Here is an 18629-nt window from a genome sequence, read left to right as displayed (position 1 = left end):
TGCCCTTGGGAGATCGGCCATTTAGGGCATTGTTGACCGCGACCGGAAAGCGATATTTTTTGATAGGGTCCATCGAAATTTTCGATGGACGAGTGATGGCATGGATACCGAAAACCTGCGCAGCTTCCTCGAAGTCGCCGAACATGGCAGCTTCACTGTCGCCGCCAACCGGCTCAATCTCGCGCAATCCACCGTCAGTGCGCGGATAAGGGGGCTTGAGGAGCAGTTGGGGCGCCGGCTCTTTGTCCGTGACCGCGACGGCGTCACGTTGACGCCAGCCGGCCGGCAGTTCCTGCCGCATGCCTCCTCCATCACTCGCACCTGGGAGCAATCCAGGCAGGATATCGCCGTTCCCGATGGCTACGAGACGCTGTTGCGCTTCACCGCGCCAGCCTATCTGTGGGAGCGCATCACCTCGCCATGGGTCGAGTGGATGCGCGCCAGAAGGCCGAACGTGGCGCTACGGCTGGAAGGAAGCTTTCCCGACCAGGCAATCGACCAGTTGGCCGAAGGCCTGCTCGACATCTGCATCCTCTATCTGCCGCGACCGCATCCCGGCATCGTCTACGAGACGCTCGCCGTCGACCAGGTGGTGCTCGTCCAGCATGCCGCCCAGACGCAGCCGTGGACCGAAAACTACATACTGATGGACTGGGGGCTCGAATTCCGCATCGAGCATGACCGGGCGTTCGCCGGCATGGTCAAACCGGCTATCTCGGCGGGGCTGGTCTTCATCGGGCTCCAGCATGTCCTGTCGCAGCACGCCGCCGCCTATCTGCCGCTCAGCGCCGTCAGCGGCCATATCGAGCGCGGCGAAATGCGCCGCATCGACAACACGCCGGTATTTCAACGGCCGATCTATCTCGCCTATCCCAGCAATCCCGCCTCGTCCGACACGCTCGACGTCGCGTTGACCGGGCTGCGCACGCTGGCCAGGGATTGGACCGAAGGTCAGGGGTTTTCGGAAGGCGACCGTTCCCTGGGCATCGCCGGCCAGGTGTAACCGGCCAGGCAAATGCCCCATACGATGTCTCGCTATGCCGGTTCGGCCACCGTTGTCTTCTGCAGCCGCCTCAGTTCCGCATAGGGGATGTGGCAGCGGATCGAGTGTCCCGGCTGCGCCTCGGCCAATGGCGGCTCCTGCTGTTCGCAGATGGGGCCGATCTTGCGCGGACAGCGCGTGTGGAAGACGCAGCCCGAGGGCGGGTTGGTGGCGCTGGGGATTTCGCCGTCGAGCCGAATGCGCGCCGTCTCGGTCTGGTCGAGCTTGGGCACCGCCGAGAGCAGCGCCTCGGTATAGGGATGATGCGGACCGGAGAAGACGTCCTCCGATGGCCCGAGTTCCATGATGCGTCCGAGATAGAGCACGGCGATCTTGTCGGAGAGATAACGCACCACGCCGAGGTCATGCGAAATGAAGATGTAGCTGACGTCTTCCTTCGACTGCAGGTCGGCAAGCAGATTGAGGATCGCCGCCTGGACGGAGACATCGAGTGCCGAGGTCGGCTCGTCGCAGACGACGATGCGCGGATCGCCGGCGAAGGCACGCGCAATGGCGACGCGCTGCTTCAGCCCGCCCGAGAGCTGGCGCGGTTTGACGGCCAGATGCCGGTCGGTGAGCCGCACCGAGCGGACGAGATCGTTGAGGCGCGCCTCGAGGGCGGCACCCTTGAGCCCCGCCAGCCGCTTCAGCGCCCGGCCGATGAGATGGCGGATCGAATGCGAGCGGTTGAGCGCCGAATCCGGGTTCTGGAAGACGATCTGCATCGCCTTGACCTGATCGTCGTTGCGGTTCTCCAGCTTAGGCGCCAGCGCCTTGCCTTCGAACTCGATGGTGCCGCCTTCATCGGGTGGCACCAGCCCGAGCAGCAGCCTGGCGAAGGTGGTCTTGCCCGAACCGGATTCGCCGACCAGCCCGAGCGTCTCGCCGGGCCTGAGATCAAGCGACACGTCCTTGACGGCGCGCAGGGGATGACCATGGCTGGCATAGGTCTTGTTCAGCCCGGCGACCCGCAGCACCGGATCCGTTGCGGGCTTTGGCGCTGGCGCCACGTCGGCGGGCGTCGCGCGGGGCAGGGCCTGCGCCTTGTCGTGATGGAAGCAGCGCGACAGCCGGGTCCCGCGCTCGTCGCTCAGTTTATAGAGCGGTGGCAATTCGGTGCGGCAGCGGTCATCTGCAAGTGCGCAGCGGTCGGCGAAAGCGCAGCCCTTGATGATGGCGCCGATGCCCGGCAGGAAGCCCGGAATGGTATCGAGCCGGCCCTGGTCCTTGCGCTGGCCGCCGAGCGGCAGGCAGCGCAGCAGCGCGACAGTGTAAGGATGGCGCGGATCGTTGAAGACGACCTCCGTTGGTCCTTCCTCGACCAGCATGCCGGCATAGAGCACGCCGACCCGGTCGCACATGTTGGAGACGACGGCGAGGTTGTGGCTGATGAACAGGATCGAGGCTGAGAGTTCCCGCCTGAGCTGCGCGATGAGGTCGAGCACCTCGGCCTCGACTGTGGCATCCAGCCCAGTCGTCGGCTCGTCGAGGATCAGCATCGAGGGGTCGTTGGCCAGCGCCATGGCGATCGCCACGCGCTGCTGCATGCCACCCGACAGCTGGTGCGGATAGCGCTGCATGACGCTTGGCGGATCGGAGATGCGCACTCGGTTCAACATGGCGATGGCGCGATCGGTGGCCGCATGGCCGGTTATGCCGCCAAGCTCGAAAATCTCGGTCAGTTGCCGGCCGATGCGGATCGACGGGTTCAGCGCCTTGCCCGGATCCTGATAGACCATCGAGACGCTTTCGGCCCGCGCGCGCCGCAGCGCCTCGGCGTCGAGCTTCATGACATCCTGGCCGTCGAGCGAGATGGCGCCGCCCGATATCGAGCCGTTGCGCGGGAGGTAGCGCACCACGGTGAGCGCCACCGTCGACTTGCCGCAGCCGGATTCTCCGACCAGCCCGTAGGCCTCGCCCTGGGCGATGGTGAGGCTGAGATTGCGCAGCACCGCGCGATTGCGGCCGCCGACCCGGTAGGCAACCGACAGGTCTCTGAGTTCGAGCGCGTTTTTTGCCACGGCGGGTTCAGTCATTGAAGGCCCCATGCACACCGTCGGCGGCCAGGTTGACGCCGATCACCAGCGAGGCGATGGCGAGCGCGTCGAACAGCACCGTCCACCAGAAGCCGCCGCCGATCATGCCGTAATTGCTAGAGATCGAGAGGCCCCAGTCGGGAGACGGCGGCTGGATGCCGAAGCCCATGAAGGAGAGCGTGGCGACAGCGAAGATGGCATAGCCCAGTCGCACCGTGGTCTCGACCAGGATCGGCGGGATGACGTTGGGCAGGATCTCGACGAACATCGTATGCAGCGCGCTCTCATGCCTGAGCTGTGCGGCCGCGACATAGTCGAGTTCACGCTCGGCCAGCACCGCCGAGCGCACGGTGCGCGCGATGATCGGCGCGAAGCTCAGGCCGATGACGATGATGACGGTGGTCTTGGAGGTGCCGAGCGCGACGATGGCGAGCAGTGCCACGATCACCACGGGGATCGCCATGAAGGCTTCCAGGATGCGGCTGACGACATCGTCGACGATGCCTCGGAAATAGCCGGTGAGCAGGCCGAGCGCGGTACCCGCGACCGTCGCCAGCAAGGTCGCCAGCGGCGCGACCGTCAGGATATCGCGCGAGCCGACGATGACGCGCGAGAACACATCGCGGCCGATCTGGTCGGTGCCGAACCAGTGTTCGCGCGAAGGCGGCGCCAGCGCGTTGATGATGTCGTCGGCGAGCGGGTCGTAGGGCGCGAAGTGTTCGCCAAACAGTGCGCAGGCAACCCAGAACAGCACGATGGCAAGACCGACAAGGAAGGTTCGCGAGCGCAGCAGGGAGAAAAGGACTTCGGCCAGCGGACCGCGCTTGCGCGTGTCGTCCTGTGCGGGGGAGGTGGTCTGGACGGCGCTCATTGGTCTGACCCCAGGCGGATGCGCGGATTGAGCACGGAATAGAGGAAGTCGGCGACCAATGTCGCCACGGCATAGACGATGCCGATGGTGAGGATGCCGGATTCCAGCATCGGAAAATCCTTGCCGCGCGCCGCGGTGAAGATCAGCGAGCCGATGCCCTGGTAGCGGAACAGCGTCTCGATCACCACCAGCCCGCCGATAAGATAGCCGGTCTGGGTGGCGATGACGGTGATGGTCGGCAGCAGCGCATTGCGCAGCACATGCCGCCAGATCACGGTGCGCCACGGCAGGCCCTTGAGCACGGCGGTCCGCGTATAGTCGGAATCGAGCGCCTCGATCATGCCCGAACGCGCCATGCGCGCGATATAGCCGAACAGCACCAGGAACAGCGGCAGCGATGGCAGGATCAGGTAATAGAGCTGGGTGAAGAAGCCGGCATTCCTGGGCCAAGCGGCCGAGATCGGCAGCCAGCGCAGCCATACGCCGAAGATCAGGATCAGGATGATGCCGGTGACGAACTCGGGCAGCACCGTCACCGACAGGCCGCCGAGGCTGATGATGCGGTCGAGCGGACGGTTGAGGTTGAGCGCCGCAATGACGCCGCCCAGAATGCCGATCGGCACCACCAGCACGAAGGCGACGGCCGCCAGCTTCATCGAATTGCCGAGCGCATCGATGACGAACGGCGCCACAGGCGAGCGGAAGATGTAGGAGGTGCCCATGTCGCCCTGGACGAAGTTGGAGATCCAGCTCCAGTACTGGACAAGCAGCGGGCGATCGACGCCGAGTGTGTGATTGAGCGCGTCCACCGCGCGCTGGTCGGCGAACGGGCCGAGGATCGCGCGCCCGACATTGCCTGGCAGAACCTGGCCGCCCAGGAACACCATGATGCTGAGCAGGAACAGCGTGATCAGCGACAGGGACACACGCCGCGCAAAGAAGGAGAGAATGGCTAAGACTCCTTGCAAAGCCAGCTCCCCGGAGGAGCTGGCTATTAGAGGACTGGCTTTCCCTTTTCGCTTACGCCTTCGACGCCTTATCGAGGAACAGCTGCGACATTGCTGTCGGCTGCACGCCGGCCACGCCCTTCGCCGTTGCCGTCAGGTAGTCGTAGAAATAGCCGAAGATGACCGGGGTTTCCTCGAGCAGAAGCTTCTGGATCTTGCCGGCGTCGGCCTTCTGGGCTTCGAGATCGAGTGCCGCGATATAGCTGGTCGCCAGCGCGTCGTAGTCCTTGTTCTTGAAGTGCGCTGCATTCCAGGTGCCGTCGCTCTTCAAGGGAGCGGCAAGATAGACATTCGGCACGCCGCGATGGCCATAGTCGGTGATGCCCATCACCGAATCCAGCCAGTTCGATTTGCCGAACACCGCGTCGCCGTAATAGGCCCCCTGGTCGAGGATGTTGAGTTCGAGCTCGATGCCGATCTCCTTGACCCAGTTCTGGATGAGCTGGGCGTATTCGGGGATTTCGAGGTAGCGCTCGGTGGTCAGCGTGACTTTGAAGCCCTTGCCGGCACCGGCTGCTTCCATGAGCTGCTTGGCCTGCGCGATGTCCTGCTTGCGCTGCGGTATGCTCGTATCGGTCGAGGGGTAGACCGCGGCGAACGGGCTGTCGTTGCCGGCCACGGCACGCCCCTTCATCAGGCCTGCGACCAATTTGTCGCGATCCATGCTGAGCGCGATGGCGCGGCGCACGCGTGCGTCCTTCAGCGGGCCGTCGTCGCAACGCAGATGCAGCTGCTGATGCGCTGAAGACTTCAGGCTGATGATGTCGACGCTTGGATCACTGAGCAGGGCCACGCCGGCCAGCACCGGCATCTGGTTGATGATGTCGACCTGCCCGCCCTGCAGCGCCAGGATCATCGGCTGTACATCGGTGAAGAAGGTGAATTCGGTGCGTTCCGGCAGCGCCTTCTCGCCCCAATAGTCCTCGTTGCGGACGAAGGAGGCGCCGACCTTCGGCGTGTATTTCTCGATCTTGAACGGCCCGGTGCCGTCGAAGCTCTTTTCGTAGTCGCCCTTGTAGCTCGCCGGGACGATGACGGCGTTGTAATTGTCCGACGACAGCATGTAGGGAAAGTTGCCGTTCGGCGCGTCTAGGTGGAATTCCACCGTGTAGTCGTCGACCTTCTTGCTGGCGCCCTTCGACAGGATGCCGGTGAACACCGACAGCGCGTTGGACGAGTTTGCCGGATCGGCGAGGCGGTCGATGCTCGCCACCACGTCCTCCGCCTTCATCTCGCCGCCGCTGTGGAACTTCACGCCCTTGCGCAGTTTGAAGGTCCACACCGAGCCGTTGTCGTTCGGCTTCCAGCTTTCGGCCAGTGCCGGCTTGAGCACGAGGTCGGGGCCGTCGACGCAGAGGAATTCGGCTACCTGCTGCATGACCAGGAGGCCGCCGGCGTCGGCAATGGTGACCGGATCGATGGCGGCTGCCGGCACGCTGCTGGCGACACGGATGGTGGCGCCGGGTGCGCCCTGGGCGCGGGCCAGCGACGGCATGCCGCCAAAGCCGGCGGCCGTGGTGATGCCTCCAAGCAGCGGCAGCGACAGGCCGAGCAGGCTGCCATGGCGGATGAAGTCGCGGCGGCTGACACGGCCATCGACGAGCCCGTCGATCAAGTGATTTTCGAGCGGCGAGCGATTACGCCGGATCAGGTCGAGAATGCGGTAGTTCTTGATCATGGGTTTAACCCTTTCCCCTGTTTCTTATGGTTGATGAATGTGTTTTCAGTTGACGAAAGTCCGTGGAGTTCTCCTGTCCCGGCCATCAACGATGTCAGTCGACCGGGACTGTAGCATGCGGTTTTTCTGGGTCCATCCGATCCTTCCGGCGTGCGGGTCAGATTTTCTTGAGGCAATGCTTCCATCCGTCCGGTCCTGCCGTCGCCATCCGCGCGCGGCGGCGGACTCTTATTCCGTCTCCTTTCCCGTCTCGTACTCCTAGTTCAGCGGCAAACGGCGATATGTCCCGGGCTTGGCCGGGTCGTGATATTTGTTGCACGGGCCGTTCTCGGCGAAGTCGCGATGGCAGGCCGCGAGATTTTTCCGCGACAATGTGACACCGAGACCCGGGCCTTCCGGGACACGCACCGTATTGTTCTCGGGCGAAAACGGCCCTTGCTCGGTGATGTCAATCGGTTGCATGCGAAACAGCGACTGGTTCGGCTCCCGGATCCAGCCGAGCGCCGCGCACAGGTGCAGGTAGGCCGCGCTGCCGATGCCGCTGTCGCCGCTGTAGCACCAGAAATCGATGCCCGCGTGCTCGCAGGCACCGACGAACCGCAGCATCCGGCCGATGCCGCCATGCGCCGTCGGGTTGCCGACGAAAGCATCCGGCACCTTGAGGTCCATGGCGCGCGCAATGTCGATATTGTGGGTCGAGAACGGGATCGAACAATGGCGGCGAAGCTCGCGCATCTCCTCGATCGTCGCCACCGGATCCTCCCAGTTGCGCACGCCGAGATCTTCCAGCGGCCGCGCCAGCCGCCGGGCGGTGGCCAGCGAATAAGCCTGGTTGGAATCGATGCGGATCATCGCATCGTCGCCGAGCTTCTTGCGGATCAGCTCGACCATTCTCAGCGAGACTTTCGGGTCGTCGGTCGAGAACTTGCCTTCGAAGAACGTCGTTCCATGCGTCTCGTGCAGTTCGACGCAATAGTCGGCGACGGCTTCCGGCGTCGTCTCGCCCTTTACACCAGCCCCATTGCCGCGCAGCGAGAAGTAGTCGGTGAACGGGATGTCCTTGCGCACGGCGCCGCCAAGCAATTGGTAGAGCGGCTGGTTCCATGCCTTGCCGCGTAAGTCCCAAAGCGCCATCTCGATGGCGCCGAAGGCCATGATGCGGGCGCGGTCGTTGATCGACTGCACGCCGGTCCAGAAGGGCAGGCTGACATGCTCGGCGCCGGCGATGTCGAAGGCGTCGCGGCCGACCAGCCGTTTGGCGAGACCATCGTTGATGATGGCGGCCGCCGCCGGCGTCGGCGCTTCGCCCAGCCCGACAAGGCCGTCCTCGGTCTCGACTTCGACGATGGTCGGCGAAAAACCGTCGAGTTCGCCGAACACCCAGGCATAGGGCGCTTCGAGGCGAAGATTGATAGGCGTCGCCTTGATGCTGCGGATCTTCACCGGCTGACCTCGAAGAAAGGCTTGCCGAGCAGGTCGGGAACGACGTCGATGCCGAGGCCCGGCCCGTCGGGAATGCCCATGCGGCTGCCGGTGACCGGCGGCGCGTTCGACGCGGTGCGCACGGTCACCCATTCATGGAAGGCGATCGCATGCAGCCGCCGCTCCTCCGGCGTCGACAGCGACAGATGCGCCATGGCGGATGTGTCGATCTCGGCGCCGCCGGTGTCCTCGACCGTGATCATGAAGCCGAGATCGACGGCGACGTCACGGATCAGCCGGGTCTTGGTGACGCCGCCGAGCCGCGAAATCTTCAGCGTCAGGCCGTCGGCCGCGCCGAGGCGATGGATTTCCAGCATCGCCTCGAGCGAGGTGACGGATTCGTCGAGCACCATCGGCTTGTCGAGCATGCGGCGCACCGACATGTTCTCGTCGATCGTCGTGCAGGGCTGCTCGAACGTGTAGTCGATCGCCCGCGTGGCATCGGCGAACTGCCGCGCCTGGTAGGGTGTCCAGCCGGCATTGGCGTCGCAGAAGATGACCGTGCCTTTCGGCACCGAGGCGGCGACCGCCGTGACGCGCTCGATGTCGTCATGGACATTGCCGCCGACCTTGACCTGCAGCCGGTGGAAACCGTCCTTGACGATGCGCTTGGCAAGTGCGGCCATTTGATCGACCGTGCCATGGGTGACGACCTTGTAGAGTTCCGCCGTGTCGCTTTCCTTGCCGCCGAGCAGCGTCACCAGCGGCACGCCGGCCGCGCGCGCCGCCAGATCCCAGCAGGCCATGTCGAACGCCGATTTGATGTAGGGATGGCCCTTGAACACGGTGTCCATCAGCCGGCCGATGCTGGCCAGCCCGCACGGGTCCTGGCCGATGAGGTGCGGTGCGATCTCCGGCACGCCGGCTCTCGTGCCGGCCGGGAAGGCGGCCGAGTAGAAATTGCCGAGCGGCGCCATCTCACCCCAGCCGGTCAACCCGCTGTCGGAGGTGATGGACACGATCACGGCGTCGAAGCAGTCAGCCACGCGCCCCTTGGACATGCGGTAGGGGCCGTCCACGAAGGGCTGCACGACGTGATAGGCTTTGATGGTTTCAATCTGCACGTGGGTATCCATTGTCCGCGATGATGGGAGGGATCAGGCGCCTTTCGACGGGCGCCGTTCAAGGCCGCGCGCATAGGCAAGAAGCTCTTCGAAATCGAGGTCGATATGCTCGCGGGCATGGCGCTGGGCGGCACGCATGTCGTCGCCCTTGAGCAGCGCCACATAGGTCTCGTGGACATCTTCGGCCGGCACCGCTTCCTTGCGCGCCTGCTGGTGCAGGGCAAAGTACATCTGCAAACGGCTGGTCAGCCTTTGCCAGGTTTCCAGGAGCACCGAATTGTCGGCCCATTCATGGATCAGGCCATGCAGTTGCAGCGCGGTTTCGATCTGCCTTGTGGTGTCGCGCTCGCGCGTCGCCTGCTTCACCGCCTCGTGGCGCCGGTCAAGCTCGTCCAGGAAACGCTGGTCACGCTGCTTCCACATCCGCTCGATGGCGAACTCGTCCAGCACCTTGTTGAGCGAATAGGCATCGTCGATGTCCTTGGCGGTGACATTGATGACGAAGGTGCCGGCATAGGGGATGCTGGTCAGGATGCCTTCCTGCACCAGCTCGCGCATCGCCTCGCGCAGCGGCGCGCGGCTGACCCGCATCTGTTCGGAGATACGGAGCTCGTTGAGCTTCTGACCGGGCTCGAGCTGACCGGTCAGGATCGCGCGCCGCAGCAGTGCCACGATTTCGGCACGGCGCGTCGTGTCGGCAATCGGGCTGAACTCCGTCTTCACCATTTGGCCCACTCCAGCGAGAACAGAAGGCAAGACAATCAGATTGTCGACAATCTAACAAGAGGCCATGCTCGAATTTCTGAGCTTTGCTTGGCAGCCCGGCCGGCTGGGCTGAATCAAGCCGCCCGGCCATAAAAACCGACACGCTCCTCATCGCTGAACATCACGCCCGGCTTCTCATAGTAGGAGAACACCGCGATCATCCGTTCGCGGTCGCCTTCGACCGTGGTGACGCGATGCGCGGTGTTCTTGCCGCGAAACACGTTCAGCGTACCGGGCTTCATGCGCAGGACCCTGGCTTCGGGATCGCGCCCTTCGAGCAGTCTGGCAACGCCGTCATAGTTTGGATCCTCATCCGATCTGAGATCGGTGCGGTATTCCAGGTCACCGCCGCGCTCCGCCTGTTGCAGGAGCAGCGTGGTGGTGAATTCCGAGCGGTCGAAGTGCCAGTTCAGCGCTTCGCCGGCGCGATAGGCCATCACATTGGCGCGTGCCAACGGATCCTGCATGACATGCAGTCTGGCCTTGCCCATCGTCGCGGCGAGGAAACGCACCAGCGGTTCGTATTCGTAGATCGCCATCACCATGCTGCCGGGAATCTGGTCGGCGCAGACGGTGTGGCTGATGGTTTCCACCTTGCGCAGCGCCGGGTGGTCGGGTGCCAATTCCGGAATGCTGGGCTTGAAGTAGATGTTGTGCAAACGCTTGTGGACATGGGACCGCGCGTCCATGACCGGCTTGATTTCCCGCACCGCTTGTTCGGCGATACCGGGCCGCAGAAAGCCCTCGAGATTGAACATGCCGTCGGCTGCGAGCGCGGCGAGCGACTGCTCGACGAGGCGATCCCATTCGGGGCTGCCTTCGCGATCGAGCGGATAGCGGTCGAGGTCGAGAATGTCTTCCATGTCGTATGCTCCAATCGGGAAGCTCCAAGGTTGGGCACAGAAGACGGCAAAAAATTCTTTCTCTCAACGTGGAAAATTATTAGGATTGGCCAAGAAAAACTTCTGGAGGCTGATGTGGACCGGCTGCCGCCGTTGAATGCGATCAAGGCCTTCGAGGTCGCCGCCCGCGCCGGCAGCTTCACACTGGCCGCGAGCGAGCTTGGCGTCTCCTCGGCGGCGGTCAGCCAGCAGATCCGCAATCTCGAAACCTGGTTCGGCAAGCAACTGTTCGTGCGCACCGGCAATCGCATCGCGCTGACCGACGCCGGCCACGCCATCTATCCGCAGACGGCGCGTGCGCTCGGTGACATTGCCGCCATCGGCCAGCGCATGCTCGAAGGCGGCCTGAGGACACGGCTTGTCGTCAGCGTGCCATTCTCGCTGGCCGAACTGTGGCTGGCGCCGAGGCTGGCCGTGCTCCTCGAGGCCTTCCCGCACATGGCGATCGACGTGCGTGCCGAGGATGATCCGATCGATCTGATGCGCCAGAACGTCGACCTGCGCATCAGCTATGGCGACTATCACTATCCCGGCCTGCGGATGGTCCGCCTGGTCCATGACGATGTGCTGCCGGTCTGCGCGCCGGACTTCTGGCAGCGGCACGGCAATGGCGATACGGGCCTCACCGATCTGCATGAGAGCCTGTTCATCCACACCAATTGGGGGCCGAACTATGCCTCGCACCCGAGCTGGGCCGATTGGTTCGCGGCATGCGGCGGCAACCGGTCGCCCGACCCGTCGCAGGGGCGCCGCGTCGGCCTCTCAAGCCTGGCGATAGCCTCGGCTCGGTTGGGCCTCGGCATTGCCCTTGGACAGCGGGTGATGGCCCAGGCCGATCTGGATGCGGGCCGGCTGATTGCGCTTTCTTCCGTCTCGGTGCGCCTGGGGCACCCCTATTGCGCCTTCATGCCGCCGGCAAAGGCCGATCGCGCCGACGTCGCCGCTCTGGTCGGTCTGCTCGTGAAAACGGCGCCCGCGACCTGAGAAAGGGTCGAGGGCGCCGCGCGGAAACCGGGCCTGCGGGGGAGTCAGGTAGCCGGTTTCTGTGGGAGGGGCGAAATCGGCATTCCGGGGCCGATCTTCTGCAGATTGCCTGTGATCACCTGGTCGCCTTCGGCGACGCCGCTGAGGATGGCGACCATGTCGCCGCTGGTCGGCCCAAGCGAAACCAGCCGCTGGTCGACCGTATTGCCCTTGCCGACGACGTAGAGATATTTGCCGAGCTGGCTTGATCCCAGCGCGACCTGCGGCACCATCAGCGCATCGGGCTGTTGTTTGACGTGCAGCCGCACGCGAACATACTGGCCTGGCAAGAGCGTGAACTTGGCGTTGCCGATGGTGGCGCGTGTGGTGATCGTGCCGGTCGAGTGATCGATCGTGTTGTCGATGAAGGTGAGCTCGCCCTTCTGGTGGGCTTCGGTCTCACCCGGAAGCAGGACCTCGACCTCGATCGGGCCGGCAGCACGCGCTTCCTCGATCTGCGCCAGATCCGTCTCGCTTGGATTGAAGGTGACGTAGATCGGATCAAGCTGCACCAGCGTGTTGAGCACGGTGCCGGCAACGCTGACCAGCGTTCCCACGGAGGCCTGGTTGCGGCCCAGACGTCCGGGGAATGGCGCATGGATTTCAGCGTAGCTCAAATTGAGCTCGGCCGTGCGCACGGCGGCCTGGTTGAGCGCCAGCGACGCCTGCGCCTCGCGCAAGGTGCTGGTGCGCTGGTCGAAGCTGTCCTTGTCCAGGTAACCGCTCTTGGCAAGCTCGGTACCGCGGCCGAGATTGGAACGCGCATAGTCGAGCGTCGCCGTATCGCGCTGCACCTGGGCCTTCGCCTGATCGAGCGCGGCCTGAAAGTCGTCGGGCGAGATCTTGTAGAGCGTGTCGCCCTGCCGCACATCGGCGCCGTCTTGCGCCGTCTGTTCCTGCAGGTAGCCGGGGACGCGCGCCTGCAGCGTGATGCTGCGGATCGGCTCGGTCCGCGCGGCATAGTCGAGGTAGATCGGGATCGTCTTCTTGACGACGCTCGCCACCGGCACCGGCATGACGAACGCGGCTGGAGCGGGCGCGGCCCCGGCCGTGCCGGCATTCAGGCTGAGATTGCCCATGTCCAGCAGGTGGACGCTGGCCACCGAGATCGCACCCAGCGCGACAGCCGTTCCCAACGCGATTTTCCATTTACGCATGATGATTCTCCAATCTTATTCGGCCGCTTCCGCCAGGGGAGGGAAGGCGGGTTTGGCCGTTGGTTCAGTGTGTTGAGAGGCGGGCTCGTCGCCGCCGCGCCGTTCGCGCAGCTGTTCGATGACCGCGTAGAAGACAGGCACGAACACCAGCGACAGGATGGTCGCCGCGACCATGCCGCCAAACACGGTGGTGCCGATCGACTGGCGGCTTGCGGCACCCGCGCCGGTGGCGATCATCAGCGGCACCACGCCGAGGATGAAGGCAAACGCGGTCATCAGGATCGGCCGCAATCTCAGCCGGGCGGCCTCCATCGATGCCTCGACGATGGTGAGGCCTTCCTCGCGCCGCCGTCTTGCGAACTCGACGATCAGAATGGCGTTCTTGGCCGCCAGGCCGATCAGCATGACGAAGCCGATCTGTGAATAGACGTCGATCTGCATGCCACGCACCCAAAGTGCGGCGAACGCGCCGAACAGGGCGAGAGGCACGGCCAGCAGCACCATGAACGGCATCGCCCAGCTCTCGTACTGCGCCGCCAGGATCAGGAAGACGAAGACGATGGCGAGGGCAAACACAACCGACGCGATCGATCCAGCCTTGAGTTCCTGGAAGGTGATGCCGGTCCATTCGAAACCGAAATCCCTGGGCAGCGCGGTCGCCGCTGCCCGCTCCATGGCGGCGACCGCCTGGCCCGACGAATAACCGGGCGCGGCGCCGCCATTGATGGTGGCCGAGGCGTTGTTGTTGTAGTGCGGCACGGTTTCCGGGCCGACGAACGGCACGAGCTTGCCCAGCGTGCTGAGCGGCACCATGCCGCCGGAGGCATTGCGCACATAGAGCCGTGAAATATCGGCGGCACCCGCACGAGAATCCTTGTCGGCCTGGATGGTCACCCGGAAGGTGCGGCCGAACAGGTTGAAGTCGTTCACGTAGAGCGAGCCGAGATAGATCTGCAGCGTGTTGAAGACGTCGGGCAGGTTGAGGCCGAGCAGTTTCGCCTTGGCGCGGTCGAGATTGTAGTTGAACTGCGGCGTCGAGGTCGAGAACGGCGAGAACAGCTGCTGCGGATTGATTTCCGGTTGCTTGCGCGCCTCGGCGATCACCGCTTGCGTGGCGTCGTTGAGGGCCGTGCTGCCGCGGCCGGTGAGATCCTCGACGACGAATTCGAAGCCGCCTGTCGTACCGATGCCGGGGATGGACGGCGGATCGAAGGAGAGCGCGAAGGCCTCCGGGATCTGCAGCAGCTTCATGCGCACGTCGGCGACCAACTTGGAGGCGCTCTGGTCGGGACCACGCTGTTCCCACGGCTTGAGGATGGCGAACTCGACGGCCGAATTCGACTGCGCCGCGCTGGTCAGGAAGTTCAGGCCGCTGATCGAGCCGACGATGTCGACGCCGGGAGTCGCCTGCAGGATGTCGCGCGCCTTCTGTGCCACCGCATCGGTGCGCTCCAGCGAAGCGCCGTCGGGCAGCTGGATGACGACGAAGAAATAGCCCTGGTCCTCGACCGGAAGGAAGGTCGAGGGCAGCTTCTGCCAGACGAAATAGGTGGCGACCAGGCCGGCCGCGAACAGGCCAAGCATGATCCAGCGCAGCCGGATAAGGATGCGCACGCCATGGGCATAGGCATGCGACAGCCTGTCGAAGCCTGTGTTGAACCAGCGGAACAGGAAGAATTGCGTCTCCCCGCGATGGCGCAGGAAGGCAGCGCTGAGCGCGGGACTGAGCGTCAGCGAGTTGAATGCGGAGATACCGACGGAGATCGCCACCGTCAGCGCGAACTGGTTGTAGAGCTTTCCGGAGACACCGGGAATGAAGGCGACCGGCACGAACACGGCCATGAGCACGGCGGTGGTCGCAATGATCGGACCTGTCACCTCGGCCATGGCGGCTTTTGTCGCCGCCAGTGGTTTCAGCCCGGCTTCCAACTGTCGCTCCACATTCTCGACCACGACGATGGCGTCGTCGACGACCAGACCGATCGCCAGCACCATGCCGAGCAGCGAGAGCATGTTGAGCGAGAAACCCATCATCTCCATGATGACGAGCGTCGCCACCAGCGACACTGGAATGGCGATGGTCGGAATGATGGTCGTGCGCCAGCTCTGCAGGAAGATGAACACCACCGCCACGACGAGCACCAGGGCTTCGCCGAGCGTGATCAGCACGTCATGCATCGAGGCCGAGACGAAGCGCGTCGTGTCGTAATGCATGGCATAGTCGACGCCCTTGGGAAAACGCGCCGACAGTTCCTGCATCTTGTCCTTGACGCGCTGCTGCAGATCGAGCGCGTTGGAGCCGGGCATCTGATAGACGGCGAGCACCACGGTCGGGTCCTTGCCGAAGAAGGCCGAGGACGAATATTGCAGGGCGCCAAGCTCGATACGGGCGACGTCGCGCAGCCGCACCAGCGAACCCGTATCCGTGTTGGCACGCACGACGATGTCGCCGAATTCCTTCGGATCGCTCAACCGGCCGACGGCGTTGACCTGCATCTCGAAAGCGGTGCCGGCTGGCGCCGGCGATTGGCCGATCTTGCCGGCCGCCACCTGCACGTTTTGTTCGGCGATGGCGTTCTGGACGTCGACCGCGGTGATGCCGAGATTGGCGAGCTTGTCCGGGTCGAGCCAGACGCGCATCGAATAGCGCCGTTCGCCGAAGATCTGCACGTCGCCGACGCCAGGCAGCCGCTTCAGCGGATCCACCACCTGCAGATAGGCCAGGTTGGAGAGCGCCACCGGGTCGACGGAATGGTCGGGCGAGGTCAGGTTGACGATCAGCACGAAGTTCGGGTTCTGCTTCTTGATCGTCACGCCGCCCTGGTTGACGATCGCCGGCAGCGAGGATGCCGCCTGCGAGACGCGGTTCTGGACGTCGACAGCGGCGGTGCTCAAGGAATAGCCGACATCGAAGGTGATGGTGATGGTCGACGAGCCGTCATTGGAACTCGTCGACGACATGTAGGTCATGCCTTGCACGCCGTTGATCTGCTGCTCCAGCGGCGTCGTCACGGTGTCTGCCACCACTTGCGCGCTGGCGCCCGGATAGTGGGCACTGACCACGACCTGCGGCGGCGTGATGTCGGGAAACTGCGAGACGGGCAGCAAGAAATAACAAATCGTCCCGGCGAGCACCATGATGATGGCGATCGCAGAGGCGAAGATCGGACGATGGATGAAGAAGTTTACCACGACACGCACGCCTCTCCAGCCGCTCTTACCCGCCCGAAGGCGTTGGCGACCCTGGACAACTGGCCATGCCCGTCACGGGACATTTCCCGTGAACGCAGCAACGGCACCCCGCGACGCTGCCCATCGGCAAGCGAGCGCAACATGTTCTCGAAGGCGCGGGGGTCGACCCCATCTGCTTTCATGACCAGCCGGATCATCGGATCCCGGACGGCCTCATCTATGGTAAGATCGCGGCGCTGTGGCATTGGCCGGCTCCTTGTCTGTCGATTCGCAGCCCATGCTCACGAACCGTTTTTCATCTCTTCACCGGCCGAAGCCGCATGATTGGCAATCTTTTCGTCCATCTCGATCTGGTAGGACCAGTTCACGACCTTGTTATTGACGACGGACGCTATAGGTGTTACCAGTAAGTAACATGCTGGAAGTTACAGACCGGTAACACCCTAGTCAAGAGGTGGCCGAGGGTTTTTTGGAAACGAAAGGAGATCATGATGACAGACGGCGTCGTGGAGCGCTCTCGTCCCCGGGATCGGATTCTGGAGACGGCGCGTGACATGTTCCATAAGCACGGCATCAAGGGCGTCGGCGTCGACGCCATCACCGAGGCTGCCGGCACGAACAAGATGACGCTCTATCGTCACTTCGAGTCCAAGGACGAACTGATCGTCGAATGCCTGCGCGCCAACGCCTTGAAAGCCGGCGCGATGTGGGAAACGTTCGAGGCCGAGCATCCGGGCGACAAACTCGCCCAGCTTCATGCCTGGGTTCGCAAGGCCGCCGCCATGCTCAACGCCGATGGCCGCGGCTGCGACATGGCCAATGCCGCCGCCGAACTGACCGAGCCTGATCATCCGGCAAGGCGCGTGATCAAGGAGCTCAAGGAAGCTCAGCGCGGACGCCTGGTCGGGCTCTGCCGGGATGCCGGTATCGGCCAGGCCGAACTTCTCGCCGATACGCTGTCGCTGCTGTTTGAAGGCGCGCGTGTCAGCGTGCAGACCGTCGGCGCCGAAGGCCCCAGCACGCAGTTCGTGCGTATGGCGGAAGGGCTGATCGTTTCCTTCAGGGGAACTGCAGCAAACTGACACCTGCCGGACTGCCAACGATCCATGCGATTCCGTGACCGGGAAGGACCGGGTGGCGTGGCGGCGTCGCGATTGCTGCCGATCGGAACGAAAAAAGCCCGCTGCCGGGAGGAGGTGGCAGCGGGCTCGATTTCGAATGTGGCGCGGGAGGAGGTGCGTCCCATTCAGCGTCGGCATCGCATCTGGGAGGAGTAGATGGCCGACAACCAGAAACTACGGATTGCCCAATGATTCGGCAACAATGAATTGTGCATAGCTGCTGTGCAGATTCGCCGTGGCGCCGCGCGAATTCGGGAAAGTGGGCCTCACTGCACCGGCACGTTTTCCCGGAAAATCAGTCGCGGCTCGATGAATTTGCGTGTGAGATAGGGCGCCGATGAGGCGATCGAGCCGAGCAGTTGGATGACCGACTGCTCCGCGATCAACCTGGCGTTCTGGTCGATGACGACGTCGGTGAGGTCGTCGACGAGATAGCCGCGCGTCTCCCTCGTCAGGTCGTGGCAGATGAACACCGGCTTGCGGTTGGGCCTGGCTTCCCGGATCGCCTTGGCAATGCCGGAGCGCCCGGCGCCGACGCAATAGATGCCGAGCAGTTCCGGTTCGTTGCGCAACGCCTTCATGGTTTCCGCATAGCTGGCATCGGGTTCGTCATTGATCTCGACGGCGCTGCTGACGGTGAGATTGGGAAATTCCTCGCCGAGTACGGAGCGAAAGCCCATCTCGCGCTCCTCATGGCCGCGATAGGAACGCGAGCCGACGACCATCGCCAGCCGCCCCTCGCGGCCGCCAAGGAAACGTCCCATCAAAAGGGCTGCCGTCCGTCCCGCCACGCGGTTGTCGATGCCGACATAGGCCGAGCGCGGTGCGGCCGGAATATCGGATACCAGCGTCACCAGGCGGATGCCGGCCTCGACGATGTCGCGCAGGATGTTGCGTGTCCTGGGATGATCGACCGCGATGACACCGACGCCGTTGGCGCGCAGCGACAATTTTTCGACCGCTGTCTGCAGGGCATTGGGCGAGATGCCGGCAACATTGTGGATCCGGCAGGATGCCACCAGCGGCAGGCGTGAGGCGTAGTCCTCGATATGCTTTGCCAGATCCTGCATGAAGGCGTTGCTGCCGATCGGCAGGAAGAATTCGAGGTTTGCGGGCTTCGAGGGAAGCGTCACCTGGTCGGCGACAGGCAGATAGCCGAGCTGCTTGGCGGCCTCCATGACGCGTTGCCGGTTGGCGGCACTCGCTCCGGGCCGATTGTTGAGCACCCTGTCGACCGTGGCGGTCGACAGCCCGCAGTTCCTGGCGATGTCGGAGACGGTGGCCTTCAT

Annotated in this window: 14 protein-coding genes; 3 read left to right on the top strand and 11 right to left on the bottom strand. The window is 63.9% G+C overall.

Annotation, left to right across the window (positions count from 1 at the left end):
* The first annotated feature begins 100 nt into the window (after positions 1 to 100).
* A complete protein-coding gene (locus EN804_RS24735; protein ID WP_135921577.1) occupies positions 101 to 1003 on the top strand; it encodes a LysR family transcriptional regulator in 903 nt (300 codons plus the stop codon).
* 32 nt (positions 1004 to 1035) lie between these two features.
* On the opposite strand, the gene EN804_RS24730 is transcribed toward EN804_RS24735, so the two are convergent.
* The 8 genes from EN804_RS24730 to EN804_RS24695 all read right to left on the bottom strand — a co-directional run bounded on the left by EN804_RS24730 (position 1036) and on the right by EN804_RS24695 (position 10808).
* Positions 1036 to 3078 carry an ABC transporter ATP-binding protein gene (locus EN804_RS24730; protein ID WP_135921576.1) on the bottom strand — a complete coding sequence of 681 codons (2043 nt, stop codon included), beginning with the start codon at positions 3076 to 3078 and terminating at the stop codon, positions 1036 to 1038.
* A complete protein-coding gene (locus EN804_RS24725; protein WP_135921575.1) occupies positions 3071 to 3949 on the bottom strand; it encodes an ABC transporter permease in 879 nt (292 codons plus the stop codon). The genes EN804_RS24730 and EN804_RS24725 overlap by 8 nt, the downstream gene beginning before the upstream one ends.
* Positions 3946 to 4899, bottom strand: a complete 954-nt coding sequence (locus EN804_RS24720) for an ABC transporter permease (RefSeq protein WP_135921593.1) — start codon at positions 4897 to 4899, stop codon at positions 3946 to 3948. The genes EN804_RS24725 and EN804_RS24720 overlap by 4 nt, the downstream gene beginning before the upstream one ends.
* A gap of 70 nt (positions 4900 to 4969) precedes the next feature.
* Positions 4970 to 6634: an ABC transporter substrate-binding protein gene (locus EN804_RS24715; RefSeq protein WP_127873048.1), complete on the bottom strand. Its 1665-nt coding sequence runs from the start codon at positions 6632 to 6634 to the stop codon at positions 4970 to 4972.
* Between the two features lie 258 nt (positions 6635 to 6892).
* On the bottom strand, positions 6893 to 8077 hold the full coding sequence (locus EN804_RS24710) for a mandelate racemase/muconate lactonizing enzyme family protein (protein ID WP_135921574.1): 1185 nt from the start codon (positions 8075 to 8077) through the stop codon (positions 6893 to 6895).
* Positions 8074 to 9180, bottom strand: coding sequence for a mandelate racemase/muconate lactonizing enzyme family protein (locus EN804_RS24705; RefSeq protein ID WP_135921573.1), 1107 nt, complete (start codon positions 9178 to 9180; stop codon positions 8074 to 8076). Before EN804_RS24705 ends, EN804_RS24710 begins: the two co-directional genes overlap by 4 nt.
* A 33-nt stretch (positions 9181 to 9213) precedes the next feature.
* Positions 9214 to 9906, bottom strand: coding sequence for a GntR family transcriptional regulator (locus EN804_RS24700; protein ID WP_135921572.1), 693 nt, complete (start codon positions 9904 to 9906; stop codon positions 9214 to 9216).
* Positions 9907 to 10019: 113 nt separating this feature from the next.
* The gene (locus EN804_RS24695) at positions 10020 to 10808 is read right to left on the bottom strand and encodes a 2OG-Fe(II) oxygenase (RefSeq protein ID WP_135921571.1); all 789 of its coding nucleotides are present in this window, start codon (positions 10806 to 10808) and stop codon (positions 10020 to 10022) included.
* Between the two features lie 114 nt (positions 10809 to 10922).
* Between EN804_RS24695 and EN804_RS24690 the strand changes: the two genes are divergently transcribed.
* Positions 10923 to 11831, top strand: a complete 909-nt coding sequence (locus tag EN804_RS24690; RefSeq protein WP_127873053.1) for a LysR substrate-binding domain-containing protein — start codon at positions 10923 to 10925, stop codon at positions 11829 to 11831.
* Between the two features lie 44 nt (positions 11832 to 11875).
* Here EN804_RS24690 and EN804_RS24685 read toward each other — a convergent pair whose 3' ends face one another.
* Positions 11876 to 13027, bottom strand: coding sequence for an efflux RND transporter periplasmic adaptor subunit (locus EN804_RS24685; RefSeq protein WP_127279204.1), 1152 nt, complete (start codon positions 13025 to 13027; stop codon positions 11876 to 11878).
* A 15-nt stretch (positions 13028 to 13042) separates the two neighbouring features.
* Positions 13043 to 16219 (bottom strand): multidrug efflux RND transporter permease subunit, encoded by a 3177-nt coding sequence (locus EN804_RS24680; RefSeq protein ID WP_135865418.1) that lies wholly within the window; start codon positions 16217 to 16219, stop codon positions 13043 to 13045.
* Between the two features lie 491 nt (positions 16220 to 16710).
* Here EN804_RS24680 and EN804_RS24670 point away from each other — a divergent pair, with 491 nt between their 5' ends.
* Entirely contained in the window at positions 16711 to 17301 is a 591-nt protein-coding gene (locus tag EN804_RS24670) for a TetR/AcrR family transcriptional regulator (RefSeq protein WP_135881565.1), read from the top strand.
* Positions 17302 to 17606: 305 nt separating this feature from the next.
* On the opposite strand, the gene EN804_RS24665 is transcribed toward EN804_RS24670, so the two are convergent.
* Complete coding sequence (locus EN804_RS24665) at positions 17607 to 18629, bottom strand: LacI family DNA-binding transcriptional regulator (protein WP_135881564.1); 1023 nt, start codon at positions 18627 to 18629, stop codon at positions 17607 to 17609.

The organism is Mesorhizobium sp. M8A.F.Ca.ET.161.01.1.1 (assembly GCF_004792105.1).
GTDB lineage: Bacteria > Pseudomonadota > Alphaproteobacteria > Rhizobiales > Rhizobiaceae > Mesorhizobium.
Note: the sequence above shows the minus strand (reverse complement) of the source record. Positions and strands in the feature narration are given on the sequence as shown.

Excerpts from the sequence above, each read along its gene's own strand:
- EN804_RS24700 (WP_135921572.1), bottom strand. The coding sequence starts at position 9,906 with ATGGTGAAGACGGAGTTCAGCCCGATTGCCGACACGACGCGCCGTGCC.
- EN804_RS24735 (WP_135921577.1), top strand. The coding sequence starts at position 101 with ATGGATACCGAAAACCTGCGCAGCTTCCTCGAAGTCGCCGAACATGGC.
- EN804_RS24715 (WP_127873048.1), bottom strand. The coding sequence starts at position 6,634 with ATGATCAAGAACTACCGCATTCTCGACCTGATCCGGCGTAATCGCTCG.
- EN804_RS24730 (WP_135921576.1), bottom strand. The coding sequence starts at position 3,078 with ATGACTGAACCCGCCGTGGCAAAAAACGCGCTCGAACTCAGAGACCTG.
- EN804_RS24685 (WP_127279204.1), bottom strand. The coding sequence starts at position 13,027 with ATGCGTAAATGGAAAATCGCGTTGGGAACGGCTGTCGCGCTGGGTGCG.
- EN804_RS24670 (WP_135881565.1), top strand. The coding sequence starts at position 16,711 with ATGACAGACGGCGTCGTGGAGCGCTCTCGTCCCCGGGATCGGATTCTG.
- EN804_RS24725 (WP_135921575.1), bottom strand. The coding sequence starts at position 3,949 with ATGAGCGCCGTCCAGACCACCTCCCCCGCACAGGACGACACGCGCAAG.
- EN804_RS24695 (WP_135921571.1), bottom strand. The coding sequence starts at position 10,808 with ATGGAAGACATTCTCGACCTCGACCGCTATCCGCTCGATCGCGAAGGC.
- EN804_RS24665 (WP_135881564.1), bottom strand. The coding sequence starts at position 18,629 with ATGAAGGCCACCGTCTCCGACATCGCCAGGAACTGCGGGCTGTCGACC.